This window comes from Nonomuraea sp. NPDC052116, from assembly GCF_040680035.1.
Classification (GTDB): Bacteria; Actinomycetota; Actinomycetes; order Streptosporangiales; family Streptosporangiaceae; genus Nonomuraea; species Nonomuraea angiospora_A.
In genome coordinates, this window is the sequence record NZ_JBFAWA010000009.1 from 148,165 (window position 1) to 173,017 (window position 24,853).

The 24,853-nt window shown below is 72.0% G+C and carries 25 protein-coding genes; 10 read left to right on the forward strand and 15 right to left on the reverse strand.

The features are described 5' to 3' along the window. Positions 1-37: 37 nt before the first annotated feature. Together AB0L65_RS19265 and AB0L65_RS19270 are read right to left on the reverse strand one after the other, a co-directional pair. Positions 38-298, reverse strand: a complete 261-nt coding sequence (locus AB0L65_RS19265; protein ID WP_350726654.1) for a zf-TFIIB domain-containing protein — start codon at positions 296-298, stop codon at positions 38-40. A 58-nt stretch (positions 299-356) separates the two neighbouring features. Beyond that, on the reverse strand, positions 357-1,211 hold the full coding sequence (locus AB0L65_RS19270; protein WP_364246994.1) for a phosphotransferase: 855 nt from the start codon (positions 1,209-1,211) through the stop codon (positions 357-359). A gap of 18 nt (positions 1,212-1,229) precedes the next feature. Here AB0L65_RS19270 and AB0L65_RS19275 point away from each other — a divergent pair, with 18 nt between their 5' ends. After that, positions 1,230-2,114, forward strand: a complete 885-nt coding sequence (locus AB0L65_RS19275; RefSeq protein WP_364246996.1) for a TIGR03619 family F420-dependent LLM class oxidoreductase — start codon at positions 1,230-1,232, stop codon at positions 2,112-2,114. Here the strand turns inward: AB0L65_RS19275 and AB0L65_RS19280 are convergent. Genes AB0L65_RS19280 through murQ form a run of 3 tightly spaced genes read right to left on the reverse strand, consistent with a single transcriptional unit; the run spans position 2,111 to position 4,512 of the window. Continuing rightward, positions 2,111-2,494 carry a VOC family protein gene (locus AB0L65_RS19280; protein WP_364246999.1) on the reverse strand — a complete coding sequence of 128 codons (384 nt, stop codon included), beginning with the start codon at positions 2,492-2,494 and terminating at the stop codon, positions 2,111-2,113. The genes AB0L65_RS19275 and AB0L65_RS19280 overlap by 4 nt on opposite strands. Before the next feature lie 9 nt (positions 2,495-2,503). Then, a complete protein-coding gene (locus AB0L65_RS19285; RefSeq protein WP_364247002.1) occupies positions 2,504-3,601 on the reverse strand; it encodes a serine hydrolase domain-containing protein in 1,098 nt (365 codons plus the stop codon). Between the two features lie 11 nt (positions 3,602-3,612). Beyond that, on the reverse strand, positions 3,613-4,512 hold the full coding sequence (murQ, locus tag AB0L65_RS19290; protein WP_350726664.1) for an N-acetylmuramic acid 6-phosphate etherase: 900 nt from the start codon (positions 4,510-4,512) through the stop codon (positions 3,613-3,615). 58 nt (positions 4,513-4,570) lie between these two features. Here murQ and AB0L65_RS19295 point away from each other — a divergent pair, with 58 nt between their 5' ends. Further along, the gene (locus AB0L65_RS19295) at positions 4,571-5,683 is read left to right on the forward strand and encodes a DUF1343 domain-containing protein (protein ID WP_364247004.1); all 1,113 of its coding nucleotides are present in this window, start codon (positions 4,571-4,573) and stop codon (positions 5,681-5,683) included. 2 nt (positions 5,684-5,685) lie between these two features. On the opposite strand, the gene AB0L65_RS19300 is transcribed toward AB0L65_RS19295, so the two are convergent. The 8 genes from AB0L65_RS19300 to AB0L65_RS19335 all read right to left on the reverse strand — a co-directional run bounded on the left by AB0L65_RS19300 (position 5,686) and on the right by AB0L65_RS19335 (position 14,707). Continuing rightward, a complete protein-coding gene (locus tag AB0L65_RS19300; RefSeq protein ID WP_364247007.1) occupies positions 5,686-6,585 on the reverse strand; it encodes a GNAT family N-acetyltransferase in 900 nt (299 codons plus the stop codon). After that, on the reverse strand, positions 6,585-7,595 hold the full coding sequence (locus AB0L65_RS19305; protein ID WP_364247010.1) for an ABC transporter ATP-binding protein: 1,011 nt from the start codon (positions 7,593-7,595) through the stop codon (positions 6,585-6,587). The genes AB0L65_RS19300 and AB0L65_RS19305 overlap by 1 nt, the downstream gene beginning before the upstream one ends. Further along, positions 7,592-8,647 (reverse strand): ABC transporter ATP-binding protein, encoded by a 1,056-nt coding sequence (locus AB0L65_RS19310; RefSeq protein WP_364247013.1) that lies wholly within the window; start codon positions 8,645-8,647, stop codon positions 7,592-7,594. Before AB0L65_RS19310 ends, AB0L65_RS19305 begins: the two co-directional genes overlap by 4 nt. 2 nt (positions 8,648-8,649) lie before the next feature. Continuing rightward, complete coding sequence (locus AB0L65_RS19315; RefSeq protein ID WP_364247016.1) at positions 8,650-9,549, reverse strand: ABC transporter permease; 900 nt, start codon at positions 9,547-9,549, stop codon at positions 8,650-8,652. After that, positions 9,546-10,556, reverse strand: coding sequence for an ABC transporter permease (locus AB0L65_RS19320; RefSeq protein WP_364247018.1), 1,011 nt, complete (start codon positions 10,554-10,556; stop codon positions 9,546-9,548). The genes AB0L65_RS19315 and AB0L65_RS19320 overlap by 4 nt, the downstream gene beginning before the upstream one ends. A 10-nt stretch (positions 10,557-10,566) precedes the next feature. Further along, entirely contained in the window at positions 10,567-12,387 is a 1,821-nt protein-coding gene (locus AB0L65_RS19325) for an ABC transporter substrate-binding protein (RefSeq protein ID WP_364247020.1), read from the reverse strand. 164 nt (positions 12,388-12,551) lie between these two features. Continuing rightward, positions 12,552-13,517: a zinc-dependent alcohol dehydrogenase family protein gene (locus AB0L65_RS19330; RefSeq protein WP_364247023.1), complete on the reverse strand. Its 966-nt coding sequence runs from the start codon at positions 13,515-13,517 to the stop codon at positions 12,552-12,554. A 2-nt stretch (positions 13,518-13,519) separates the two neighbouring features. After that, positions 13,520-14,707, reverse strand: coding sequence for a M20 family metallopeptidase (locus AB0L65_RS19335; protein ID WP_364247026.1), 1,188 nt, complete (start codon positions 14,705-14,707; stop codon positions 13,520-13,522). Positions 14,708-14,807: 100 nt separating this feature from the next. Between AB0L65_RS19335 and AB0L65_RS19340 the strand changes: the two genes are divergently transcribed. The 3 genes from AB0L65_RS19340 to AB0L65_RS19350 all read left to right on the forward strand — a co-directional run bounded on the left by AB0L65_RS19340 (position 14,808) and on the right by AB0L65_RS19350 (position 16,783). Then, positions 14,808-15,548, forward strand: a complete 741-nt coding sequence (locus AB0L65_RS19340; RefSeq protein WP_221520889.1) for an HAD-IIA family hydrolase — start codon at positions 14,808-14,810, stop codon at positions 15,546-15,548. A gap of 43 nt (positions 15,549-15,591) precedes the next feature. Continuing rightward, on the forward strand, positions 15,592-16,215 hold the full coding sequence (locus AB0L65_RS19345; protein WP_364247028.1) for a hypothetical protein: 624 nt from the start codon (positions 15,592-15,594) through the stop codon (positions 16,213-16,215). A 172-nt stretch (positions 16,216-16,387) separates the two neighbouring features. Beyond that, positions 16,388-16,783: a hypothetical protein gene (locus tag AB0L65_RS19350; protein WP_364247030.1), complete on the forward strand. Its 396-nt coding sequence runs from the start codon at positions 16,388-16,390 to the stop codon at positions 16,781-16,783. Positions 16,784-16,828: 45 nt separating this feature from the next. Here the strand turns inward: AB0L65_RS19350 and AB0L65_RS19355 are convergent, their stop codons facing one another. Both AB0L65_RS19355 and AB0L65_RS19360 read right to left on the reverse strand, forming a co-directional pair. After that, on the reverse strand, positions 16,829-18,124 hold the full coding sequence (locus tag AB0L65_RS19355) for a sigma-70 family RNA polymerase sigma factor (RefSeq protein WP_364247033.1): 1,296 nt from the start codon (positions 18,122-18,124) through the stop codon (positions 16,829-16,831). Then, positions 18,121-18,450, reverse strand: a complete 330-nt coding sequence (locus tag AB0L65_RS19360) for a YciI family protein (protein WP_185073265.1) — start codon at positions 18,448-18,450, stop codon at positions 18,121-18,123. Before AB0L65_RS19360 ends, AB0L65_RS19355 begins: the two co-directional genes overlap by 4 nt. A gap of 500 nt (positions 18,451-18,950) precedes the next feature. On the opposite strand from AB0L65_RS19360, the gene AB0L65_RS19365 reads away from it, so the two are divergent. Genes AB0L65_RS19365 through AB0L65_RS19385 form a run of 5 tightly spaced genes read left to right on the forward strand, consistent with a single transcriptional unit; the run spans position 18,951 to position 24,853 of the window. After that, positions 18,951-20,198 carry a sugar transferase gene (locus AB0L65_RS19365; RefSeq protein WP_364247036.1) on the forward strand — a complete coding sequence of 416 codons (1,248 nt, stop codon included), beginning with the start codon at positions 18,951-18,953 and terminating at the stop codon, positions 20,196-20,198. A gap of 2 nt (positions 20,199-20,200) precedes the next feature. Continuing rightward, complete coding sequence (locus AB0L65_RS19370; protein ID WP_364247039.1) at positions 20,201-21,550, forward strand: O-antigen ligase family protein; 1,350 nt, start codon at positions 20,201-20,203, stop codon at positions 21,548-21,550. Further along, a complete protein-coding gene (locus AB0L65_RS19375) occupies positions 21,547-23,073 on the forward strand; it encodes a lipid II flippase MurJ (protein WP_364247041.1) in 1,527 nt (508 codons plus the stop codon). Before AB0L65_RS19370 ends, AB0L65_RS19375 begins: the two co-directional genes overlap by 4 nt. Beyond that, on the forward strand, positions 23,070-23,762 hold the full coding sequence (locus AB0L65_RS19380; protein WP_364247044.1) for a polysaccharide deacetylase family protein: 693 nt from the start codon (positions 23,070-23,072) through the stop codon (positions 23,760-23,762). The genes AB0L65_RS19375 and AB0L65_RS19380 overlap by 4 nt, the downstream gene beginning before the upstream one ends. Further along, positions 23,759-24,853: a glycosyltransferase gene (locus AB0L65_RS19385; protein ID WP_364247047.1), complete on the forward strand. Its 1,095-nt coding sequence runs from the start codon at positions 23,759-23,761 to the stop codon at positions 24,851-24,853. Before AB0L65_RS19380 ends, AB0L65_RS19385 begins: the two co-directional genes overlap by 4 nt.

Genomic DNA, 24,853 nt, shown 5'->3' on the forward strand with positions numbered 1-24,853 from the left:
GCCGCACACCCCCACCGGTGCGCGGCCTTCGTCGCGATCAGGTCGAGAACAGCATGCCCACCCAGCTGCGCTGCCGGTGGTGGTGGCCGCCGTAGTGGCCGCCGCCGTGCGGGGCGCCCCAGGCCGGGCCGGGGGCGGGGGGCGGCGGGGGAGAGGTGTGGTACTGAGTCTCCATCCGGGTCAGCGTCTCGAGCTCGCCGTAGTCGAGGAAGATCCCGCGGCAGTTGTCGCACTGCTCGATGTGAACGCCGTTGCGCTCATAGGTTCGCATGTTCCCGCGGCACTTGGGGCACTGCATCTAGGTCGCTCTCCTTGGCTTCGAGGTCTCAGGTTGAAACCTACCGCGCGCAACCCCGTCACGCTCGGACGATTCTGTTGCACGACTCGACCAACGAATGCTCGACCTCGTCCAGTTCCCGGCCCTCGCGCTCGGCGTTGACCACGGCCACCGCGGCCAGCTGAACGGTCAGCGCCCTGGCCGGCACGTCGAGCCGCCGCCACGGGTCGTCGCCCCGGCCGAGCGCGGGCCCGCCGGAGGCCAGGTAGGCCCCCAGGAACCGCTCCCAGACGGCCGGGTCGAGCAGTCCGGCGGCGTACCAGGCGGCCGGCCTGGCCAGGTCCCACGCCGGGTCGCCGACGCCCAGGTCGTCGACGTCGATGAGCAGCCAGTCGTCGCGGTGGACGAGCTGGCCCAGATGCCAGTCGCCGTGCGTGAGCAGGCCGGGCAGCGGGTCGGGCTCGGGCAGCTCCTCGAAGGTCCGCCTGATGAGCTGCTCCACCGGGCCGTCGCCGGTCATCCGGCCCACCGCCCTGGCGGCCCGCGCGGGCCCGCCGGCGGCGGGCAGGCCGGGCAGCAGGGTGAGGGGGACGGCGTGCAGCCTGGCCAGCAGCCTGGCGCCCTCCTCCCAGGGCGCGGAGTCCGGGTCCTCCTGCGCGACCGGCCGGCCGGCGGGCCAGACCGTCACCGCGCGGCCCGCGACCGCCAGCACCTGGGGGTCGAGCGGGGCCAGCATCACCCCGGTCACCGCGGCCGACGCCGCGCCCCGCAACCGGATCCGCAACGACTCCACGTCGTCACGCCGCGAGTGGGCCTTGACCACGACCTCGCCTCTACGTAACACCACGACGTCCGTACGCGTCGGATGCAGCACGGGCTCGCCCGTGCCCCCGTACGCCCCGGCGATCCCCGCCAGGTCCTCCTCCAGACTCACTGCTACAGACTAGGGGTCATGAGGATCGGTTTCGCAGTGCCCCAGTCAGGCCCATGGGCGACCCCCGAGAACATGCGCCGCGTCGCCAGGCGGGCGGAGGAGCTCGGCTACCACGAGCTGTGGACGTTCCAGCGGCTGCTCTACCCGGTCGGGCACCCGATGGGGCCGACGTACCGCAGCGTGCACGACCCGCTGATCACGCTGGCCCACCTCGCGGGCGTGACGGAGCGGATCCGGCTCGGCGTGGCCGTCGTCAACGCGTACGTGCAGCCGGTCGTGCTGGCCAAGCAGCTGGCCACGCTCCAGACCGTGTCCGGCGGGCGGCTCACGGCGGGGCTCGGGCTGGGCTGGCTGCCGGAGGAGTTCGAGGCGGCGGGCGTCGGCATGGAGCGGCGGGGGCGCAGGGGCGAGGAGTTCGTCGAGGTGCTGCGCGAGGCCTGGGCCGACGACGTGGTCGAGCACCGCGGCGAGTTCTACCGGGTGCCGCCGTCCCACATCGACCCCAAGCCCGTGCCGGGGCCGCCGCCGATCCTGCTGGGCGGCACCGCCGAGGTCGCGCTGCGCCGCGCCGCCCGGCTGGCCGACGGGTGGGTGAGCTCCAGCAGGGAGGACCTGTCCGCGATCGCCGCGCGGGTGGGGCTCATCAAGGAGACGCTGGCGGAGTCGGGGCGCGACGCGGCCGCGTTCCGGTTCGTCTGCCGCGGCGTCACGCAGGTCCGGGCGGCCGGCGACCGTCCCTTGACGGGCACGTACGACAAGATCAGGAGCGACGTGGACGCGCTGGCCGCCAGTGGCGTGACGGACGTCTTCCACGACCTCAACTTCGACCGCGAGTTCGTCACGCTCGACGCCGAGGAGGCGATGGGCCGGGCCGAGGAGGCGCTGGAGGCGCTGGCGCCCTAGCCCCAGCCGCCGTACGGGACCGTGATGATCTCCAGGTTGTGGCCGTTGGGGTCGGACCAGTAGAGGCCGCGGCCGCCGTCGTGGGTGTTGATCCGCTCCGGCTGCGTGTGGTGCGGATCGGCCCAGTACGTCAGGCCGCGGCTCTTGATCCGGTCCCAGATCTGGTCGAACTCCTCCTCACCGACCAGGAACGCGTAATGCTGCGGCTCCACGGCCTCACCCGCCTGGACGACGTCGAGCGAGACGTCGTTGCCGAGCGAGACGACGCGGAACGGCCCGTACACGGGCGCGGGCTCCAGGCCGAGGACGTCCACGAGGAACGCGGCGGTCTCGTCCCTGTCCTTCGCCTGCACGATGGTGTGGTTCAGCTGGACGGACATACCTGCAGGCTACGTCAGGGGCTGGAGCTCGCGCAGTCGCAGCGCCTCCCCGGCCACCGCGTGGCGCAGCTCGCGGATGCCGTCCCGCCCGCGTACGGGGTGGACGGCGTTCGTCAGCAGCACCACGGTCAGCCCGCGGGCGGGATCGACCACCAGCGAGGTGCCGGTGAAGCCGGAATGCCCGAAGGCGCCGGTCAGGGGGCCCACGATGGCCGGATCGCCGATCCGCACGCCCAGCCCGTGCCGGAAGGCGGCCCCCTCGGCGCCCTGGTCGCGCAGCATCTCGGCCACGCTCCCCGAGCGCAGCACCCCACCGCCGCCCAGCCGCAGCGCCTCGCCGAAGGCCAGCAGGTCCCCGGCCGTGGCGAACAGCCCAGCGTGCCCCGCCACGCCGCCCAGCGCGTACGCCGTCTCGTCGTGGACCTCCCCCCGCACGCAGCCCGGCCCGGTCCGCTCCGGCTTCCACTCGGTCGCGGCGACCCGCGCAGAAGCGGCGACCTGCGCAAGCGGGGCGGCCCGGGACGGCGCTGTGGGCCGGTAGCCGGTGTCGGGCAGGCCGAGCACGTCCGTGACCCGGGCGCGGACCAGCGCGTCGAGCGGGGCGCCGCCCGCCAGCTCGGCGACCCGGCCGGCGATGACCAGGCCGACGTCGCTGTAGAGGTACGGGCCGCCGACCGGATGGGCGATCGGCGTGCGCAGCATGGCCTCCATGCGTTCGGAGGCGTCCGCGCCCGGCAGCTCCAGGTCGATGCGGCGGGTCGGGGGCAGGCCCGCCGTGTGCGTGAGCAGGCGGCGCGGCGTGACCCTCGGGTCGTGCCCCGGAATCCAGGCGGCCACCGGCTCGTCCAGGCCGATCGCGCCCTCCTCGGCCAGCGAGAGCAGCACGGCCGTGGTGAAGAGCTTGCTGATCGAGGCCAGATCGAAGATCGAGTCGCGGCCGGCGGGCGGGCGCTCCGCGACCAGGGTCCCCTCGGCGTCGGCGTAGCGTACGAGCTCGCCGGTGGCGGCCGCGGCGGCCACGGAGCCGTCCACGGCGATCAGCGCGACCGCGGCGGGGCACACGCGCGGCACCGCGCCCGCCAGGACCGCCCCCAGCCGGTCGGTCATCCCCGTTCCCCTCAGCCGCTCAGCGCGTCGCTGAGGCGCTCCCCGTGTGACTCCAGCAGCGCTCGTGCCCCCTCCGCGTCGAGCCCGTGCTGGATCATCAGCACGGCGATCTTCGCCTGCCCGCCGGCCGCGTCCAGCGCGGTCTCGGCCGTCTCCAGGTCGGCGCCGGTGATGTCGCTGACCATGCGCAGCGCGCGCCCGGCCAGCTTGTTGTTCATCGCCGACATCTCGATCATCTTGTTGCCGTAGGTACGGCCGAGCTTGACCATCGAGATCGTGGAGATCATGTTGAGCACGAGCTTCTGGGCCGTGCCCGCCTTGAGCCGGGTCGAGCCGGTCACCACCTCGGGTCCCACGACCACCTCGATCGCGTGCTCGGCGGCGGCCGACAGCGGCGCGCCGTCGTTGCACGACAGGCCGACGGTGAGCGCGCCCCGGGAGGCCGCCTCCGCCAGCGCGCCCAGGACGAAAGGAGCCCGGCCGCTGGCGGACACGCCCACCACCGAGTCGAGCGGTCCCACCTCCAGGTCCTTCAACGCGGCGGCGCCGGCCTCGGCGTCGTCCTCCGCCCCCTCGACCGATCGGGTGAGAGCCTCGGGCCCGCCGGCGATGATGCCCTGCACCAGCGACGGATCGGTGCCGAACGTGGGCGGGCACTCGCTGGCGTCGAGCACGGCCAGCCGCCCTGACGTGCCTGCCCCGACGTACAGCAGCCTGCCGCCCTCTGCCATCCTGGCGGAGATCGCGTCGACGGCGGCCGAGATCGCCGGGATGACCACCGCGACGGCGGCGGGCACGGCGGCGTCGGCCTGGTTCATGAGCCGGGCGATCTGCTCGGTCGGCAGCCGGTCGATCTGGCTGTAGCGGGGATCGCTCTGCTCGGTGGACAGCTCGGGTAGCGGATCAATCATGACGCTAATTTCCACCCTCTCCTTCACACTTGTAAATATCTTTCAGACAATGGCTTTCATGGCATACGTACGCATCGGAGCCGAACGGCTGGCCGTGGATACCGCACTCGCGGGCGGAACCCGCCTCGGCCTGATCACGAACCCCACCGGAGTCCTGCCCGATCTCACCCCCACCGCGGACGCGCTGCTGGCCGCAGGACTGAACCTGACGGCCCTGTTCGGCCCCGAGCACGGCATGCGCGGCACCGCCCAGGCGGCCGGCAGCGAGGCCGACACGGTGGACGAGAGGACCGGGCTGCCGGTCTTCGACACGCACAAGCTCGAGGGCGAGGCGCTCGACCGGACGATCGCGGGGTCGGGCGTGGACACGCTGGTGTTCGACATCGCCGACGTGGGCACGCGCTTCTACACCTACGTCTGGACGATGTACGACCTGATGGCGTCGGCCGCCCGGCTCGGGCTGAGGTTCGTGGTCCTGGACCGGCCCAACCCGCTGGGCGGGACCGTCCAGGAGGGGCCGGCGCTCGACCCGGCGTTCGCGAGCTTCGTGGGCCGCTTCCCGCTGCCGGTCCGGCACGGCAGGACGGCGGGGGAGCTGGCCACGCTGTTCGGGTTCGACGTGGAGCTGCGCGTGATCGAGATGGAGGGCTGGCGGCGCGACATGACGTTCGCCGAGACGGGGCTGCCCTGGGTGATGCCCTCGGTCAACATGCCGACCCCGGACACCGCGCTGGTCTACCCCGGCACGGGCCTCTTCGAGGGCACGAACTTCTCCGAGGGGCGCGGCACGACCAGGCCGTTCGAGCTGATCGGCGCCCCATACGCCGACGAGCGGTTCGCCCCGGCGCTGGCCGCGCTGGACCTGCCGGGCGTGCGGTTCAGGGAGACGTGGTTCATGCCCACGTTCCACAAGCACGCGGGCGTCGCCGTGCGCGGCGTCCAGCTCCACGTGCACGACCGCGAGGCGTTCAGGCCCGTCCTGACGGGCCTGTCCATGCTGTACACGGCCCGCACCCTCTACCCGGACGACCTGCGCTGGTGGGGCCCCGACCTGTTCATGGACCACCTGTGGGGCTCCGACACCCTGACCCGCTGCCTGGACGCCGGCGAGGACCCCCGGGGCCTCTGCCCGCCGCCGGGAAAGCCGGAAGGACGACTCATCTACGACTGACATCACACCAGATCGCGCCGGTAGAGCCAGAAGACGCGTTCCGCTCGCGCGCCCACGGCGTGCGAGTAGAACCGCAACGGCCCCACCCACCCGATCTGGGCGCTGGACTGTCCAGCGGCCCGCTGGTCGGCCAGGCACCTGCGCAGCAGCACCCGTCCGACGCCGAGCCCGCGGGCGTCCGGGGAGGTCCCCATGGGCCCGAACCAGCCCGGCCGGGCGCCCCAGGCGGCGAAGCCCAGGACGTGACCGTCGCGCTCGGCGTAGTGCAGGCCGGCCGCGTGGGCGGCCTCCCAGGCCCAGCGCTCGTTCCACTGCTCCCGGACGAACGCGGCGACGTGCGCGCGGGCCGGGTGGTCCGCGGTGTCGCCGGCCGCGTGCACGCGCACGCCGGAGCGCTCCAGCCGCGACAGGTCGTCCTCCACGGACAGGTCGGCGCTCAGGTCGGCCGTCATGTTCCAGGCGACGTCGTAGCGGTGGTAGCCGAGGCTCTCGGCCAGGCAGGCGGCCGCGGTGTAGCGGACGTCGATGCCCGGCCAGACGTAGCACGGCGGGTTGCCGGCGAAGCGCGACTGCCGCGCGCCCTGGCCTTTCAGCCATTCCTCGGCGGCCCGCACCAGCGCCCGCCCGCGCCCCTGCCCCTGCGCGGAGGGGTGGACGGCCAGCAGGTCGATGTGCCCCACCGCCGGATCCGTGGCCGACACGGACGCCATCACCACGCCGCCGTCGGTGGCCAGCGCGCTCCAGCGCCGATCCGCGGGCGGGCGCGACAGGTAGCCGACCAGGCCGGCGGCCTCGGCGGCGTCCAGCGTCAGGGCGGCGGCGGCGACCCCGGCCGCCTCGGCGACCCCGGCCCCGCTGGTGGATCCGGCGGCGGACGCGAAGGTCCGCACGGCGTGGGACATCACACCTCGCTCATCGGGCGGGCGATCACGCTGCGGCGCTCGGGGTAGAAGCACGCGTGCTCCTGCGGCACCCCTTCCGTCAGCTGCAGCAGCGGCCGCTCGCTCGTGCACCGCTCGCCCCTGAACGGGCAGCGGCGGGCGAACAGGCAGCCCTCGTCCGACTGGCTCTCGTCCAGCGACTCCAGCGGCGTCACCGGCTGCTCGCCGGGCAGCTCCAGGCCGTGCAGCACCGGGATCGCCGACAGCAGCGACTGCGTGTACGGGTGCACGGGGTCGGCGATGACCGTGTCCACGGCGCCGCGCTCGACGACCTGGCCGCGGTAGATGACGTACAGCTCGCCGTCGCCGCCGATGTAGCGGGCCGTGGCCACGTCGTGGGTGATGAACAGCACGCTCACGCCGAGCCGCTCGCGCAGGTCCTTCAGCAGCGCCAGGATGCCCAGCCGCAGCGACACGTCGATCATGGAGACGGCCTCGTCGGCGACGAGCATCTCCGGGTCGACGGTCAGCGCGCGGGCGATGACCACGCGCTGCCGCATGCCGCCGGACAGCTGGTGCGGGTAGCGCGACAGCACCGTGCCCGGGTCGAGGCCCACCAGCGACAGCACCTCGGCCGCCCGCTCCTCGACCCACGACCGCGACCGCCCGGTCTGCCCGGCCCGCAGGGAGAGCGGGGCGAACAGGGTCTGGTGGACGGTCCTGGTCGGGTTCAGGGCCGAGTACGGGTCCTGGTGGATCATCTGGATCTTGCGGAAGTGCGGCTGGCGCTGCTTCTGCTTGAGCGGCGACATGGAGACGCCGTCGATCAGGATCTCGCCCTCGTCGTACGTCTCCAGCCCGGCGATGATCCGGCCCAGCGTGGTCTTGCCGCACCCGGACTCGCCGATGAACGAGGCCGCGCCGCCCTTCGGGATCGCGAAGTCCACGCCGCGCAGCGCGCGCACCTCGCGGGCGCCGAGCATCTTGCCCCGCTGCTTGAACGTCTTGACGACGCCGGTCCCAGTGATCATGCGTGCTCCTTCACGTTCGCGGTCACGGCGTGGCAGGCCACGACCCGCGACCCGTCGGCCACCGCCAGCGGATCGACGGTGTCGCAGACGTCCATGCGCAGCGCGCAGCGCTCCCTGAACACGCATCCCTCCTTCGGCACGGTCGCCAGCGTCGGCGGCCGGCCGGGCAGCGCCCTGGCCTCGTCGATGTCGCCGACGAGCCGGGGGATGGCCTGGATCAGACCCCTGGTGTACGGGTGCCGCGGCGAGCCGAGCACCTCCCTGGTGGGGCCCTGCTCGACCAGCCGCCCGCCGTACATGACGGCCAGCCGGTCGGCGACCTCGGCCACCACGCCGATGTCGTGCGTGATGACGAGGGTGGTGAGGCCGCGCTCCGCGTGCACCTCGCGGACGATCTTCAGGATGTTCGCCTGCGTGATCATGTCGAGGGCGGTCGTCGGCTCGTCCAGCACCACCAGGTGGGCGTTGAGGACCAGCGCCAGCATGATGCCGACCCGCTGGCGCATGCCGCCGGACAGCTCGTGCTGGTGCGAGTCGAGCACCCGGGCCCCGTCGAGGCCCATCCGCGACAGCAGCTCCTTGGCCTCGCGCACCAGGCCGCGCAGGTCGTCGACACCGTGCGAGCGGCCCAGGTCGAGCAGTTGCTTGCCGACCGTCTTGAGCGGGTTCAGGGAGTTCTGGGCGGCCTGGAAGACGTACCCGATGTGCTTGCCCCTGGCCTTGCGCAGGTGCTCGCCCTTCAGGCCGACCACGTCGCCGAGCCCGTCGATCTCGACGCTGCCCGCCGAGATCCTGCCCGGCGGCTGGACGGCGTTGAGCAGCGACAGGGCCATCGTCGACTTGCCCGAACCGGACTCGCCGACGATGCCGGTGATCGAGCCCGGCTCCAGGGTCAGGTTGACGTCCCTGACGGCGGGCAGCTCGCCCGCGGGGGTCTTGTAGACGACCGTGAGGCCGTCGATGCGCACTCCCGGCGCTGTCTGAGTCAGGCGGCCTCCGGCCACCTGACTCGGAGTGCTGTATCCGATGGTGCCCTCGCTTCGCTCGGTCACGCCTACTCCTCCCGCAGCCGGGGGTTGAAGATCTCGTCCATGGCGTCCACCACGAGCACGATGGCCAGCGTCAGCAACAGGATCGCCAGCAGCGGCCCGATGAGGAAGCCCAGCGCGCTCGGCACCTGGAGCGCGCCGGAACGGAACACGGCCGTGTTGAGCATCTGCCCCCAGTTGTTCGACTCGTACGGCAGCACGCCCAGGAAGAACAGGCCGACCTGCGCGTAGACGCCGCCGGTGACCGCGATGAGCATGTTCATCGCGATGTACGGCGCCATGCTCGGCAGCAGCTCCTTGCCCACGATGTGCCTGGTGGGCAGACCGAGCCCGCGCGCCGCCTCGATGAAGCCCCGCTCGCGCAGCGACAGCGTCTGCGAGCGCACCGCCCGCGCCACGCCGCCCCAGCCGAGCAGCCCCAGCACCAGGCCCATCTGGATCGCGCTGCTGAACTTCCACACCGTGGACAGCACCAGCAGCAGCGGCAGGCCGGGGATGGTCAGCTTCATGTCGGTGAGCCGCATGAGCACGTTGTCCCAGCGGCCCCGCTTGAAGCCGGAGAACAGCCCGATGCCGGTGCCCACGACCACGGTGATGACCGCGGTCACCAGGGCGGCCAGCAGCACGTACCGCGACCCGGTGACCACCAGGGCGACCACGTCCCGGCCCTGGTCGTCGGTGCCGAGCCAGTGCTGCCAGCTCGGCGGCTTGGTGATCTGGGTCGGGTCGAGAGGCAGCTGGGCGGGGTAGAACATCGGCCCGAACACGCCCATGAAGACGAACCCGAGCACGAGCACCACGCCCACCATGCGGCTGGGCTTGCGCTTCATCACCCGCCAGACGCCCGCCCAGAAGTTGCGGCGCATGGCGGCGCTGGTCGAAGAGCTCTCGAGCAGGACGCTCATGACGACACCTCCTCCCCGCTGCGGACCCGCGGGTCGATCGCGGAGTAGAACAGGTCGGCGACGATGTTCGCCACGATGATGGACACCGTGATCAGCAGGAACGCCCCGCCCATCAGCGCGTAGTCACGCATGGTGATGCTGTCGAGGAGCAGCAGGCCCAGTCCCGGATAGTTGAAGATCCGCTCGATGAACACCGCGCCGCCGAGCAGCAGGCCGAGCGACAGCGCGAGGATCGTGAACAGCGGCAGGATCGCGTTGCGCGCGATGTAGCGGAAGATGATCGACCGCTTCATCCCGCGCAGCTCCGCCGCCAGGATGAAGTCGTCGCCGAGCACCGTCACCACGCTCGACTTCATCGCCAGGATCCACCCGCCGTAGGACGCCAGCGCGTACGTCAGCACCGGCAGCACCGCGTGCTGGGCCAGCGAGCCGATGTAGTCGGCGTTGAACCCGGGCTCGAACAGGATGTCCACGGGCCCGTCGGCCGGCAGGATCGGGATCAGCGTCGCGAAGACGGCGCTGAGCAGCAGCCCCAGCACGTACTGCGGGACACCGTGCAGCAGCGACCCCGAGACGGCCAGGACATCGCCGAGCTTGCCGGAGCGCTTGATGGCCGCGTAGACGCCCATCACGATGCCGACCAGGAAGCTGAGCAGCGTTCCCACCAGCACCGGTAGAACGGTCCACTTGGCCGCCTCGCCCAGCACCTGGGTGACCGGCGCGCCCGCGTGGGTGATCGACTGGCCCAGGTCGAAGCGGAGCAGGCCCGACATGTACTGGACGTACTGCTCCCACAGCGTGCCCCTGGGCTGGAACCCGTAGAGCACGCGCGTCGCCTGCTCGGCTGCCTGCTGATCCATGCCCTGCTGGATCAGCTTCTGGACGTTCGCGGCCACCGGGTCGCCGGGAATGCTCCTGACGATGAAGAAGCTGATCGTGGCTACGACGAGGATCATGACGACCCCGCGGGCCAGGTGGCCCGCGAGTCGCCGTGCGATTACTACCATAGGCTCTTCTCTACTGCTTCGCCTTGATGAGACCCAGCTGGATCCAGACGCCGGCGTTCAGGCGGAGCAGGTCACTGTCCTGCTCCGGCCAGCCGGTGAAGCGGCTGGTGTTGGTGAACTGCGTGTTCACGTAGTCCCAGAGCTGGATCGCCGGCAGGTCCTGGTTGGCCGTCTTCGCGAGCTGCGCCATGATCGGCTTGGCCTCCTCGGGAGTGGCCGCGTTCAGCTTGGCCGTGAGCTCACCCGGGTTGACCTTGCCCACGCCCTCGACGTCGATCTCCTCCGCGCTGCCCATCCAGTTGCCGCCCTTGCCGGGCGCGCTGTGCGCGACCTTGCCGGCGACGTTGGTCCAGCCGTTGGAGGCGCCGTAGAGGCGCTGGAAGATGTCGTACGGCGCGGGGCCGAGCGCCATCAGCCAGAAGCCGACGTCGTACTTGCCGGCCGCGAGCTCCTCCAGGTAGACGGGATAGTCGGCGACGGTCACGACCTCGGCGTCCACGCCGCCCGCGATGAGCTGGCTCTTGATGTTCTCCTCGGCGGAGATCCAGTCGGAGAACGTCGCGGGCGCGCGCATGCTGACCTTCCACGGCGAGCCGTCGGCCAGCGTCCACTTGCCGCCCGTCTTCTTCAGACCGGCCGCCTTGAACTCCTCCTCCGCCTTGGCCACGTCGTGCTTGTACGGGTTCAGGCTCGCCAGCTCGGAGCCGATCCACTCCTGGGCCGGCTTCTGGTGGATGCCGGAGGTGGTCACGGCGGGCGTGCCGCCCTCGGGCGAGGCCACCTTGGTCACCTGGTCGCGGTCGATCAGGTAGGCCAGGCCTCGCCGCACGTGCACGTTGTCGTACGGCTTCTTCGACTGGTTGAAGCCCATGCCGACGGCCACCGGGGAGAAGCCCCTGACGACGTTGGAGCCGGGGGCGTTCTTGATCCGGGTCATGACGTCGGAAGGCATGGCGGTGAAGCCGGCCTGGTCGAGCTTGCCCGCGCTCAGGTAGTTCCAGATCTGCTCGTTGCCGTTGTAGTTGAGGAGCTTCACCTGCGCGGGCGCGACGTTCGCGGCGTTGTAGAAGTTCTTGTTCTTGACCAGCAGCGCCTCGCCGGGGTTGACCCGCTCCAGCGTGAAGGGTCCGGCCGAGACGTCCTTCGGCGGCGCGAACGCGAGCACCTTCTGGCCGATGGCGAGGATCTCCTCGCGGGCCTTGTCGGCGTCGGCGCCGGTTTCCCTGGCGGCCTTCAGCTTGTCCCAGAAGTCGGCCGGCAGCAGGCTGCTCCAGACGTGCGCGGGCACGACCCAGTTGTCCATGATGCCGCGGGCGAACTTCATGCTCGGGTTCTTCATGTCCTGGGAGACCTTGACGGTCTTCTGGTCGACCACCTGGACGTCGGACGCCACGCCCGCCGCGCCCGGCGTGACCGCGAACGCGGTGCTGCCGGTGGTGGAGGCCAGCCCGAGAGAGAGCTTGACGTCGTCGGCCGTCACCGGCTTGCCGTCGGACCACTTGGCGTTCGGCTGGATGTGGAGGGTGATCGAGGAGTTGTCGGGAGCGATCTCCCAACTGGCGGCGATACCTGGGTAGAACTGGTTCGGGTCGGTCAGGTGGTTCTTGATCCAGCCCAGCTTCATCGCGTTGTAACCCAGGAAAGAGTTGCCCTTGGGCGCCCATGGGTTGGCCGGGCCGCTCGCGTCGAGGCCGGGCTTGAGCACGTCGATCGTGGTGAAGAGCCCGCCCCCGCCGCCCGAGCCGCCGGAACTGTTGGTGGAACCACCGCTGCACGCCGCTGTCGCGGTGGCAAGGCCCAGCAACGCTACTACCGCTGCCAGTCGTTTCATTTGCCGCTCCGGGGAGATGTCGGACCTGTCAAAGATCTCTGCAGGGATTGACCGGACACTACGATCGTGCCTGATCCGCGTCAATAATCTCCAGAGGTTGTGAGGCTAATGTAACTTTCCTTCATCAGTGTGCGGAGTGGAGCTAAGCGCCGTCAAGTAAAACGTCATTCCATTACCAAGACGGCAGCCCCTCTGACCTGGTCGTTTGCCAGATCGGTGAGCGCCTGGGCGGCCTGCCCGAACGGGTAGAGGCTCGTCGTCACGCGTGGCGGGTGCGCCAGCGCCAGCTCCAGATAGGCACGCCCATCGGCCCTGGTGTTGGCCGTGACGCTGCGGAGTGTGCGCTCCTGGAAGAGGTGCCTGTCGTAGTTCAGGACGGGCACGTCCGTCAGGTGGATGCCGGCGATGGCCAGCGTGCCGCCACGGTCGAGCGCTTCGAGCGCTGCTGGAACCAGGGTACCTACCGGCGCAAATAGGATGGCCGCGTCCAGCGGTTCCGGCGGTTCGTCCCCGGCGGAGGCGGCTCCCAGCTCCAGCGCGAGCGCCCTGGAGGCCGCGGATCTGGTCACCGCGTGCACCACCGCGCCCCGGGCGATGGCGGCCTGCGCGGTCAGGTGGGCCGACGCGCCGAACCCGTAGATCCCCAGCCGCCCGCCCGGCGGCAGGTCGCAGCGCAGCAGCGCCCGGTAGCCGATGATCCCGGCGCACAGCAGCGGCGCCAGCCGCTCGGCGGGCACGTCGGCGGGCAGCGGATAGACGTAGTCGCGGGGCGCGGTGAGGTATTCGGCGTACCCGCCGTCGGCGTCCCACCCCGTGTAGGCCGAGGAGGGGCAGAGGTTCTCCGTGCCCCTCAGGCAGTATTTGCACGCGCCGCAGGTGGAACGCAGCCAGGCCACGCCCACCCGCTCACCCGTGCCCTCGACGCGCCCGACGACCTGGTGGCCGGGCGTGGTACGCGGCCGGCGCGGCAGGAGGTCGCCCTCCGCCAGGTGCAGGTCGGTGCGGCACACGCCGCACGCCTCCACCCGTACCAGCACCTCGCCCGGGCCCGGCTCGGGCACGTCCCGCTCGACCGGCTCCAGCGGCCGCGTCGCCATCGGCCCCGGCTCGGCCACGACCCACGCCCGCATGGTCACGACAGCCTGGCGTGCGCGAGCGTGGCGTAGAGCGCGGCGCCGTCGGACAGGACGGCGTCGTCGAAGACCGCCTCGGGGGAGTGGTTGTAGGGCGCCGTGGCCGGGTCGCGGTCCGCCGGGCAGGCCCCCAGGAACACGAACGCGCCCGGCACCTCCTCCAGCACGTACGAGAAGTCCTCGGAGCCCATGATGGGCTGCGGCGACACGAAATACCGCCCCGGGCCGAACAGCTCGTCGGCCGTCCTGCCCACGAACGCCGCCTCGCCGCCGTCGTTCACCGTCACCGGGTAGCCCATCCCGAACGACGCCTCGACCTCCAGCCCGTGCGCCGCCGCGATGCCCCGCACGACCTCCACCAGCCTGCGCTTGACCTTCGTCCGGTTGTCCTTGCTGAACGTGCGCACCGTGGCCTCGAACCTGGCCTCGTCGGGGATCACGTTGTCCGCCGACCCGCCGTGGAAGCTGCCCACCGTCACCACGACCGGGTCGAACACGTCGAACCCCTTGGTCACCATGGTCTGCAGCGCCGTCACCATCTCGCAGCCCGCCGCGATCGGGTCCAGCGACCGGTGCGGGCTGGAGCCGTGCCCGCCGCGCCCCTTGACCGTCACGAGGAACGTGTCCGCCGCCGCCATGATCGGCCCCGGCCGCGACGCGAACAGCCCCGGCGGCAACATCGCCGACACCACGTGCATCCCGTACGCCGCCACGGGCCGCGCGCCCGCCGCGTCCAGCACCCCCTCGGCGATCATGTGCTTGGCGCCCTCGTAACCCTCCTCGCCCGGCTGGAACATGAAGATGACGTCACCGGCCAGCTCCTCCCGCCGCGCGCTCAGCAGCCGCGCCGCCCCCGCCAGCATCGCGGTGTGCAGGTCGTGGCCGCACGCGTGCATCTGGCCGGGCAACTGGGAGATGTACGGCAGGTCGTTCTTCTCGGCCACGGGAAGCGCGTCCATGTCCCCGCGCAGCAGCACGGCCGGGCCCGGCCGGCCGCCCCTCAGCACGGCGGTGACGGAGCTGAGCTCGGTGCCCGTCTTCACCTCCAGCGGCAGCCCGTCCAACGCGGCCAGGACCTTCTCCTGCGTGCGCGGCAGGTGCAGGCCGAGCTCCGGGGTGGTGTGCAACGAGTGCCTGAGCTGGATGAGGTCGTCCCGCATGTCACGGGCGGATTCAGTGAAGGACATGAAGAACATTGTTCATCCGCCGGGCGGGAAGTCGATAAGGCGCGCTCGGTACGATGTGCGTGTGACTCAGCGTAAACGGATCGACTCCTGGTTGTCCGACATGGACGGCGTTCTCGTCCACGAGGGTCGTCCGATCCCCGGTGCGGACGAATTCATCAAGCGGCTCAGAGAGTCGGACAAGAAGTTCAGGGTGCTGACGAACAACTCGATCTACACCCAGCGCGACCTGTCGGCGCGCCTGGCCGGGGCGGGCCTCGAGGTGCCCCCCGAGTCCATCTGGACCTCCGCGCTGGCCACCGCCCAGTTCCTCGACGACCAGCGCGCGGGCGGCTCGGCGTACGTCATCGGCGAGGCGGGCCTGACGACGGCGCTGCACGAGGTCGGCTACGTGCTCACCGACCTCGACCCCGACTACGTCGTGCTCGGCGAGACCCGCACCTACAGCTTCACGCAGATCACCCGGGCCATCCGCCTCATCGAGGGCGGCGCCCGCTTCATCGCCACCAACCCCGACCCCATCGGCCCCTCCACCGAGGGCTCCCTGCCGGCCTGCGGCGCCGTGGCCGCCCTCATCACCAAGGCCACCGGCGTCGCCCCCTACTTCGTCGGCAAGCCCAACCCCCGCATGATGCGCAGCGCCCTCAACGAGATCGAGGGCCACAGCGAGACGACCGCCATGATCGGCGACCGCATGGACACCGACATCGTGTCGGGCATGGAGGCGGGCCTGTTCACGATCCTGGTCCTCACGGGCGTGACCCAGCGCGACGAGATCGACCGCTTCCCCTACCGTCCCTCGCTGGTGGTCGACTCGGTCGCCGACCTCATCGACCTCATCTGAACCTGACTCCTTCTGACAGGTACGGGTGGCACCCTTGGACGTCATGACCCGCGTTTACCTGGAGATCGGCCCGAAGAAGGCGTTCGCCTGCTCGCTCGACTGGCCCGGCTGGTGCCGGGTCGCCAAGGGCGAGGAGGCGGCGCTCGACCTGCTCATGGAGTACGTCCCCCGGTACGGCGCGGTGGCCGCCCGGGCCGGGCTGGAGTTCTCGCCGGGTGACCCGGTGGTCGTGGCTCGCATCCCGGGCAGCGACATCACGGACTTCGGCGCCCCGTACGCCGTTCCGGACCTGGACCAGGAGCCCGTGCCGGCGTCCGAGGCGGCCCGCGGCGTCGCCCTCCTCCGGGCGGCCTGGACCCTGTTCGACGAGACCGTCGCCACCTCGCCCGAGGACCTGCGCAAGGGCCCGCGCGGAGGCGGCCGCGACCTGTCGGGGGTCGTCAGGCACGTGGAGGAGGCCGAGCGCGCCTTCGCCAGGAAGGTGGACGTGCGGCACAAGCCGTACAAGGAGCCCGGGGACCGGGACGCCATGCGGGCGGAGCTGGCCGACGTGCTGTCCCGCGCCTGGGAGCCGCCCCAGACGACCGGCTGGCCGCCCCGCTACGCGCTGCGCCGCATCGCCTGGCACGTCATCGACCACCTCTGGGAGATCGAAGACCGCCGCTGACACCCTTGCCCGGCGAGCCGGGCAAAGAATCGGCCCCTATTTCTTTGAGGTCTGGCCAAATCACTCACCGGCTGCAACCATATGGTGACCAAACGCGGTCGTCGTCGGGGCGGTCGCACCATCAGCGAGCGCAAAGGTAAAACCCGTGGACGTACAGGCGGAGATTCGCGACTTGAAGCTCCGTGTCGATGGGCTCGAGGCGTGCGAGCGGCTCGGCGAGGCCACGCCGGGGGGCGGCGGGGAGCGGGACCTGCTCCGTGAGATCAACGACCGCGCCAAGCGCCTGGAGACGCAGCTCGCGGCCATGAAGGCCGAGACGTCGATGGCCCGCACCGAGACGATCGAGCAGTTCGCGGCCGTCGATGTCGAGATCGCGGCCATCCGGCGGGAGATCAACGCCTGCCGCGCCACGCCCGCCGGGGGCGACGAGGACTACGTCCCGACGCTGATCGCCGACCAGTTCGCGAGCGTCCGGGCCGAGATCGCGCGGGAGTTCGACGCCATGCGGTCCGAGCTGCTCGATCTGGGCATCAAGCTCGATCGCCTGCTCAAGAACGACTACATGTGACGGCCGGCCGGGCCGGATCGACGTCCCGTGGCCGTCCCCGCGTTGCTAGCCGGGCGCGGGGTTCGTGAGGTCGTCGGCGCGTTCCAGGAGGGCACGCCGTTCGGCTCCCGGGCCGAGGAGGGCGGCCGCCTGGCGGAACAGCGCGGCGGCGTGGTCGCGGTGGCCCAGGCGGGCCGTGAGGTCGGCCTGCGCGGCGACGGCGAGCGGGTAGTCCTTCAGCGCGCCGGTGGCGAGCACCTGGTCGATCAGCGCCAGCCCGGTCGCCGGGCCGTGCGCGTAGCCGTGGGCCACGGCGCGGTTGAGGGCGATCACCGGTGAGGGGTGGATCTCCACGAGCTCGTCGTACCGGCGGGCGACGGCCCGCCAGTCCGTCGCGCCGGAGTCCGTCGCGGTCGCGTGACAGGCGGCGATGCGGGCCTGCAGGACGTAGGGGCCGTCGGCCGGCGCCGCCGCCAGCGTCTCCAGCCCTTCGCGGATCGCCGCGCGGTCCCAGCGGGCGCGGTCCTGCTTGTCGAGCGTGAGCAGGTTGCCCTGGCCGTCGCGGCGGGCCTCGCGCCGGGAGTGCTGGAACAGGAACAGCGCCAGCAGGCCGGCGACCTCGGGCTGGTCCGGGAGCAGCCGGTGGAGCAGGCGGGCCAGCCGGACCGCCTCGTCGGCGAAGCCCGGCTCGCCGTCGGCGTCGTAGCCGCGGGTGAAGAGCACGTACAGGACCGCCAGCACGCCGGGCAGGCGCTCGGCCAGCGCCGGGCCGCTCGGGACGAGGTACGGGATGCGCGCGTCCGCGATCTTCGTCTTGGCCCGGGTCAGCCGCCGCGTCATGGTCGCGTGGGGGACGAGGAACGCCCGCGCGATGTCGGCGGTCGGCACCCCGCAGACGGTCCTCAGCGTGAGCGCCACCCGTGACTCCAGGGCCAGCGCGGGGTGGCAGCAGGTGAAGATCAGCCGCAGGCGGTCGTCCACGACCTCCTCCTCCGGGTCGTCCGTGGCCGGGGCGGTGAGCGTGAGCTCCGCCAGCTCGTGCAGCTTGCGGCGCTCGACGGACGCGCGGCGCAGCACGTCGGTGGCGCGGTTGCGGGCGACGGTCATGAGCCAGCCGCCGGGGTTGTCCGGCACGCCGTCCCGCGGCCACCTCTCCAGGGCCTGCGCGAGCGCCTCCTGGGCGCTGTCCTCGGCGAGCGTCCAGTCGCCGGTGACGCGGATCAGGGTGGCGACGATCCTGGTGTAGGAGTCCGCGCCGACTGCCGCGACAGCCTCCGCGACGGTCCCAGCACCGGTATTCGCGCCGGTCCCCGCGGCGGGCTGTGCCGCCGCGGGGGGCCGTGCCGGGCGTCCCCTCGTCACTGACCGGCGAACGGCCGCAGCTCCAGCCGCCCGTACCGGGCCATCGGGTGCGCCCGGGCCACCTCGATCGCCTCGTCGAGATGGGCGCACTCGAGGATGTCGTAGCCCACGATCACCTCCCGGGTCTCGGCGAACGGCCCGTCGGAGACCAGCAGCTCGCCGTTGCGGACGCGGACCGTCGTGGCGGCCGACACCGGCCCCAGCTCGTTGCCGTCCAGCCGCCGGCCGCGGCCGTCGTTGTCGGCCACCCACTTCTCGATGTCCTCGCTGCCGGTTGAGTCCGTGTCCGGTTCGGCGTCGGTGCAGACGAACATCATGTACTTCATCGATCGCTCCTTGCGTGTCGTGCTGTCACCAGCATGACGAACGGGCTCCCCGGATCCGGACACCACCCGGAACATCCCTCTCAATCCGGACTCTCTGCCCAAAGCTGACCTTAAACCCGGTAACCACCTCCATATCGCCAACGCAGGACCAATGAAAACTTGCGCGACAACAAGGACTCCAAGCCCGTGACGTTCTCGATTTCCGCGAGTCGCGCGGCTACGCTCAAGGCTTCGTTGGGCGATTGTTCGCGTATTCCGTAGGAAAAACCTTGCTACGGAAATATGGGGTGGCAAATTGCCCGAAGGGGGACTATTAGCTTTTTGGGGGGATTAGATCGACAGTTTCACTGTCGATCCAGTCAAACTAGTTTATTTCCGGAGAAGTAGTGGCTGTTAGTGTTGGGGGCCACCGCTGGGTCAGGCGGTGGGGAGGGCAGCAGAGGTCGGGGCTCGGGAGGGCTGTCCAGCCACTTGGCCTGATCTGCATCGATCTGATCTGCATGGCGTTCGCCGCGGCCAACGCCGGCCAGGCCGTGCCGCGCATCGCGCTGGCGGGAATCCTGGTCGTCGCGGTCGGCGGCCTCGGCCATGTGTACGCGCCGCGCGTCCTGCCCTCCAGCCTGGACCGGGGCTTCTGGCTCGCCGGGGCTGGACTCGTGGGCGCGCTCATCGCGTTCCGGGAGACGGCCTCGCTCATCGTGGTCGCCCTGGTCGCGTTGCTCTTCACCTTTCTCGCCGTGTGCGGCAGAAGCGTCCTGTATTTCCTGATCCGCCGGGCACGCCGGCGCGGCAGGGCCGCGCCCACCCTGGTGGTCGGCGCGGGGCCGCACGGCCACGGGCTGGCGCGCAACCTGCTCGCCTACCCCGAGCACGGCCTGCTCCCGCTGGGCTTCCTGGACGAGACGCCCGGCGAGGACCAGTGCGTCCCGGTGCTCGGCGGGCCCGGCGACGTCGTCCGCGTCGTCCAGGCCCACGGGGTGCGCGCGGTGGTCATTGCCGGGGTCATCGCAGGGCAGGGCCAGCAGTCGATCGCGAGAACGGCGCGGTCGCTCGGCTGCGACGTCTACCTCGCGCCCGACCAGGGCGAGCTCATCATCGACTTCGTGACGCTGCGCGAGCACGTACGCAGCTTCCCGCTCGTGCGGATGCGCCCGGAGGCGCAGCGCGGCCTCGCCTGGCCGCTGAAGCGGGCGCTGGACATCGCGGTCGCGCTGACCGGACTCATCGTCAGCGCGCCGATCCTCGCGCTCTGCGCGGCGCTGATCCGGCTGGAGACCGGCCCCGGGGTGCTGTTCCGGCAGCGGCGCGTGGGCTACCGGGACGAACCGCTCGAACTGATCAAGCTCCGGACGCTGAAGCCGACCGACGCGCTCGAGTCCGAGACCCTGTGGAGCATCGCCCACGACAGCCGGATCGGGCCCGTGGGCCGGCTGCTGCGCAAGGCCTCCTTCGACGAGCTTCCCCAGCTCTGGAACGTTCTCAGAGGGGACATGAGCATCGTCGGCCCGCGGCCCGAACGCCCGCACTTCGTCAAGAAGTTCTCCGGGACGATCCCGGGCTACGGCCTGCGCCACCGGATGCCGGTCGGCATCACGGGCTGGGCCCAGATCCACGGGCTGCGCGGCAACACCTCGATCGAGGACCGCGTCCGGTTCGACAACCACTACATCGACGGATGGACCCTCCGGGCGGATCTCAAGATCATGCTGCAGACGGTGTGGTCCCTGCTCCGGCCGGGCGGGGGCTAGGCATGCGCGCTCTCTTCCGGCGGCCCAGTCTGGCGGCCGCCGCCACCGTGCTCCTGACCTGCCTGCCGGCGGGCCGCCAGGACCTGTCCTCCGGCGTCCAGGTCACGGCCGCCGACGTGGCCTCGCTCCTGCTGATCGCCATCGCGGCGACGGTCGCGCTCGCGAGCCGGCTGACACGCCCGCTGCCCGTCCGTGCCCTGGCGTCCGCCGGTGCCGCGGCGCCTGCCCGTGCCGTGCCGGCCGTGGTGCCCGTTCGTGCCTTGGTGCTCGCTCCGGTGGCGGGCGCGGCCGGGATCGCGATGCTGGCCTCTCCCGACGTCCTGACGAGCATGCCGGGCTACGTCCGGTATCTCCAGGTGTTCGTGCTGGTCCCGCTGGCCGTCCTGGTGGCGGTCCGGGACCGTACCGACACCCTGATCGTGGGCGGGGCGCTCGTCGGGACGGCCGCCCTGCAGGGCCTGGTCGGCTGCGTCCAGGCGGTCACCGGCACCGGCGCGTCGTACGCGGGGGAGCGGGTACGGGCCGTCGGCACCTTCGGCGCGCTCGACATCATGGGCATGGCGAGCGTGGTCAGCTACGGCGTGATCGTCCTGCTGGCGGCCGGTTTGGCCTGGCGCGGCGGGCGCCGGGCGGCCGCGCTCGGCGGCGCCGCCCTGCTCTGCGTGCCGCTCGCCCTGTCGCTCAGCCGCGGCGCCTGGCTCGCCCTGCTGGGCGCGTCGCTGGTGGTGCTCTTCGTGCACAGCCGGGCGCTGGCGGCCAGGGTGATCCTGCTCGGCGCCGCGGCGGCGACCGTGCTGGTCCTCGGCCCGGGCGCGGGCTCGGACCCGGACCTGCTGGGGCGGCGGCTGGCCTCCATCACCTCCGTCGTCTCCCATCCCGACCAGTCGGTGAGCGACCGCTACAGCCTGTGGCTCACCGCCACGAGGATCTGGCTGGACCACCCGCTGACGGGGGCCGGGCCGCGCAGGTTCGCGGAGCTGCGCGACGCCTACGCGCCGATCGAGCTGTCGTCCGGCAGCGACACCGACGACCCGGTGAACGGCTTCCAGCGCATGCCGCTGCTCTCCCCGCACAACATGTACCTGCTGACGCTCAGCGAGCAGGGCCTGCTCGGGCTGGCCGCGCTGGGCGCGTGCCTGGGGTCCATGGCCTGGTGGGCCGTGCGGGCGGCCGTGCCGGCCGCGGCCGGGCTGCTGGCCTGGCAGGGCATCGACTTCCTCTACGGCGACGTCGGCGGACCTTCGACCGTGGTCATGTCCGTCGTCCTGGGGCTGGTCCTGTCGCTCGTCGCCCGGCCCCCGGCGACGGGATGGGCCGGCGAGGTCCCGGTCGCGCTGGGCGTGGCGCGATGACCACGTCCACATCACCGGCCACCTCGCCCATGGCGCGGGCCGTCGGCGTCACCATCCTGCTGACCGCGCTGGGCTCGCTGCTCGGCTTCGTCCGCGACCTGCTGCTGGGCCGGTTCTTCGGCGCCGACGCCGGCACGGACGCGTTCCTCGTCGCCTGGACGATCCCGGAGACCGCCGCGCCCCTGCTGATCGAGGGGGCGATGGCGTTCGTGCTGGTCCCGCTGTTCAGCCGGGCGATGGAGGCGGGCGAGGATCTGAGGGGCCTGGCGTCGTCGACGCTGCCGTACCTGTGCCTCGGGCTGCTGGTGCTGACCGCGCTGACCGTCGCGGGGGCGCCGTGGCTGGTCGGGGTGCTCGCCCCGGGCATCCGGCGGGCCGACCTCGCCGTGGACTGCATGCGGGTGGCGTCGGTGACGATCCTGACGTTCGGGCTGGCCGGGTACCTGAGCGCGGCGCTGCGGGCGCACCAGTCGTTCGCGCCGCCGGCCGCCATCTACGTGGCCTACAACCTGGGGATTGTCACCTGCGTGTGGGCCCTGCGCGACCAGGGCGCGTACGCGGCCGCGATCGGGGTGGCCGCGGGCGGGGCGGGCATGGTGCTGGCCCAGGTCCCGGCGTTCGTGCGGCGCTTCGGGGTGCCCCTGTGGCCCACGCGCGGCGTGGCGCTGCCGATGATCGCCTTCCTGCCGGTCGCGGTCTTCACGCTCGTTCGCCAGAGCCAGGTCTTCGTCGAGAGGTTCGTCGGCTCGAAGCTGGCCGAAGGATCGATCTCGCACCTCAACTACGCGCAGAAGATCGCCCAGGTGCCGATGGTCCTGTCGCTGATCGTGGCGACCGTGACCTTCCCGCAGCTCGCCCGCGCGCTCGCCGCGGGCGAGACCGCGCGGGCGCGGCGCAGGCTCGCCGACGACCTGGTCAGCGCCTCGGCGATCGTGCTGGCCGCCACCGCGGCGCTGCTCGTCTGCGCCACGGACGTCGTGGCCCTCCTGCTGCAGTACGGCGCGTTCACCGAGGCCGACACCGCCGCCACCGCGCGGATCATGCGGGTGTACGCGCTGGGGCTGCTCGGCCAGGCCGTGGTCGGGGTCGTCTGCCGCGTCTACTTCTGCGGCGCCCGCGCGTCCTGGTACCCGGTCCTCGCGATGGGCGCGGGGCTGGCCGCGACGGTCGTGCTGGCCCGCCCGGAGTGGGGCGTGACGGGGATCGCCGCGGCGAACGCGGCCGGGATCTCGCTGACCGCCGCGCTGCTGCTCGCGGGACTGCGGTGGCAGGCCCTCGCCCTGCCCGCCCACACGGCGCTGGTCCCGCTCAGCGGCCTGCTGCTGGCCACCGCGGCCGCCGTCGGAGCGGGCTGGGGCGCGCGGACGCTGCTGGCGGACCTGCCGCCGCCGATCGCCCTGGCTTCGACCGGTGTCGCGATCGCCGTCACCTTCTCCGCTGTCGCGGCCCTCTCGGGGGCCACGGCCACGCTCACCGACACCACCAAGATCACCCACTTGATCAGGATGCGAGGTCGCTCATGACCGCGATGCCGCTGGTGCTCATGTACCACTCCGTGGACAAATACGACAGCGACCCGCTTCACGTCACGGTCTCGCCGGACCGCTTCGCCCGGCAGATGCGCTGGCTCGCCCGGCGCGGCCTGAGCGGGGTCTCGATGCTGGAGCTCACGCGCGCCCGGAGCACGCGCGGCCTGGTCGGGCTCACCTTCGACGACGGGTACGGCGACTTCCTCAGCGAGGTCGTCCCCGTCCTGCGCAAGTACGGCTTCACGGCCACGGTCTTCGTGGTCACCGGCCTGATCGGCGAGCACAACGCCTGGGACGCCGGCTCCCCGCGCAAGCGGCTCATGGACACCGAGGGCCTGCGCTGGGCCGCGCGGCAGGGCATGGAGATCGGCTCGCACTCGGCCGGGCACTACTCGCTGTCCGGGCTGCGCGACGACGAGCTCCACCAGGAGGTGGCCGGCAGCAAGGCGGCGCTGGAGGAGCTGCTGGGCCGCCAGGTGAGCGGGTTCTGCTACCCGTACGGGCACGTCAACGCCCGCGAGCTGGCCGCCGTCCGCGAGACGGGCTACTCCTACGCCTGCGCCATCTGGAAGTCCGAGCTCACCGGCCCGTACGCGCTGCCGCGCACGTACGTGGGCGAGCGGGACGGCGCGCTGCGGCTGCACGCCAAGCGGGCGCGGCACCGGGTCCGGTGGGGCTGGTGAAGGTCCTGCACGTCATCACCGGCCTGGCCGCGGGCGGCGCGGAGCAGCAGCTGCGGGCCCTGCTGCCGTACCTGCGGGCCCGGTGCGAGGTCGCGGTGCTCACCGGGCACGGGGTGGTCGCGGAGGCCATCGAGGGCTCCGGCGTGCCCGTCCACCACGTCGGCATGCGCGGCAACAGGGACCTTCGCGCCGTCGGCCGGCTGGCCCGGCTCATGCGCGGGGGCCGCTACGACGTGGTGCACACCCATCTGTACCGCGCCTGCGTGTACGGCCGGCTGGCGGCGCGGCTGGCGAACGTGCCGGCGATCGTGGCGACTGAGCATTCGATCGGGCGCGAGCACGTCGAGGGACGCCGCCTGACCCGCTCGATCAGGGCGCTGTACCTGGCCAGCGAGCTGCTCGGGCACCTGACCGTGGCCGTCTCGCCGACCGTGGCCGACCGGCTGTCGAGGTGGGGCGTCCCCCGCGCGCGCATCGCGGTGGTCCCGAACGGCGTCGACGGCGAGGCCTTCGGCTTCGACGCAGCCCTGCGCCGGCGCACCCGGGAGCGGCTCGGCCTGCCCGAGAACGCGTTCGTGATCGGCGGCGTCGGCCGCCTGGAGCCGAGCAAGCGCTTCGACACGCTGATCAGGGCGCTGCCGCCGCTCGAACACGCCGTCCTGCTCCTGGTCGGCTCCGGCTCCTGCGAGCCGCGGCTGCGGGAGCTGGCCCGCGAGGCCGGGGCCGAGGACAGGGTGATCTTCGCGGGGGAGTCGCCCGACGTGGGGGCCCTGATGATGGCGATGGACGTGCTGGCCGCGCCCTCCGTCGAGGAGACGTTCGGCGTGGCCGTCGTCGAGGCGCTCGCGTCCGGCCTGCCCGTCCTGTACGACGCCTGCCCGGCCGTCGAGGACCTGCCGCCCGGCTCGGCCCCGGGAGCACGGCGCGTCGAGCCGCACCGGCTCGGCGCGGAGCTGTCCGGCCTCGCCGCCAGCCCGCCTCTCAGGCTGCCACCGCCCGATGCCGTCCGGCTCTACGACGTCCGCCGCCAGGCGGACCAGCTGGAGCGGCTCTACCTGCGCCTGCTGGGCGCCGAACCCACCGAGGAGTGA

What these genes read in the sequence shown, in the direction of transcription:
- AB0L65_RS19345 (WP_364247028.1), top strand. Translation starts at nt 15,592, where the DNA reads ATGACCCGCGTTTACCTGGAGATCGGCCCGAAGAAGGCGTTCGCCTGC.
- AB0L65_RS19320 (WP_364247018.1), bottom strand. Translation starts at nt 10,556, where the DNA reads ATGGTAGTAATCGCACGGCGACTCGCGGGCCACCTGGCCCGCGGGGTC.
- AB0L65_RS19375 (WP_364247041.1), top strand. Translation starts at nt 21,547, where the DNA reads ATGACCACGTCCACATCACCGGCCACCTCGCCCATGGCGCGGGCCGTC.
- AB0L65_RS19360 (WP_185073265.1), bottom strand. Translation starts at nt 18,450, where the DNA reads ATGAAGTACATGATGTTCGTCTGCACCGACGCCGAACCGGACACGGAC.
- AB0L65_RS19365 (WP_364247036.1), top strand. Translation starts at nt 18,951, where the DNA reads ATGGCGTTCGCCGCGGCCAACGCCGGCCAGGCCGTGCCGCGCATCGCG.
- AB0L65_RS19300 (WP_364247007.1), bottom strand. Translation starts at nt 6,585, where the DNA reads ATGTCCCACGCCGTGCGGACCTTCGCGTCCGCCGCCGGATCCACCAGC.
- murQ (WP_350726664.1), bottom strand. Translation starts at nt 4,512, where the DNA reads ATGATTGATCCGCTACCCGAGCTGTCCACCGAGCAGAGCGATCCCCGC.
- AB0L65_RS19380 (WP_364247044.1), top strand. Translation starts at nt 23,070, where the DNA reads ATGACCGCGATGCCGCTGGTGCTCATGTACCACTCCGTGGACAAATAC.
- AB0L65_RS19340 (WP_221520889.1), top strand. Translation starts at nt 14,808, where the DNA reads ATGGACGGCGTTCTCGTCCACGAGGGTCGTCCGATCCCCGGTGCGGAC.
- AB0L65_RS19265 (WP_350726654.1), bottom strand. Translation starts at nt 298, where the DNA reads ATGCAGTGCCCCAAGTGCCGCGGGAACATGCGAACCTATGAGCGCAAC.
- AB0L65_RS19325 (WP_364247020.1), bottom strand. Translation starts at nt 12,387, where the DNA reads ATGAAACGACTGGCAGCGGTAGTAGCGTTGCTGGGCCTTGCCACCGCG.
- AB0L65_RS19295 (WP_364247004.1), top strand. Translation starts at nt 4,571, where the DNA reads ATGGCATACGTACGCATCGGAGCCGAACGGCTGGCCGTGGATACCGCA.
- AB0L65_RS19275 (WP_364246996.1), top strand. Translation starts at nt 1,230, where the DNA reads ATGAGGATCGGTTTCGCAGTGCCCCAGTCAGGCCCATGGGCGACCCCC.
- AB0L65_RS19305 (WP_364247010.1), bottom strand. Translation starts at nt 7,595, where the DNA reads ATGATCACTGGGACCGGCGTCGTCAAGACGTTCAAGCAGCGGGGCAAG.
- AB0L65_RS19330 (WP_364247023.1), bottom strand. Translation starts at nt 13,517, where the DNA reads ATGCGGGCGTGGGTCGTGGCCGAGCCGGGGCCGATGGCGACGCGGCCG.
- AB0L65_RS19335 (WP_364247026.1), bottom strand. Translation starts at nt 14,707, where the DNA reads ATGTCCTTCACTGAATCCGCCCGTGACATGCGGGACGACCTCATCCAG.
- AB0L65_RS19280 (WP_364246999.1), bottom strand. Translation starts at nt 2,494, where the DNA reads ATGTCCGTCCAGCTGAACCACACCATCGTGCAGGCGAAGGACAGGGAC.
- AB0L65_RS19370 (WP_364247039.1), top strand. Translation starts at nt 20,201, where the DNA reads ATGCGCGCTCTCTTCCGGCGGCCCAGTCTGGCGGCCGCCGCCACCGTG.
- AB0L65_RS19285 (WP_364247002.1), bottom strand. Translation starts at nt 3,601, where the DNA reads ATGACCGACCGGCTGGGGGCGGTCCTGGCGGGCGCGGTGCCGCGCGTG.
- AB0L65_RS19315 (WP_364247016.1), bottom strand. Translation starts at nt 9,549, where the DNA reads ATGAGCGTCCTGCTCGAGAGCTCTTCGACCAGCGCCGCCATGCGCCGC.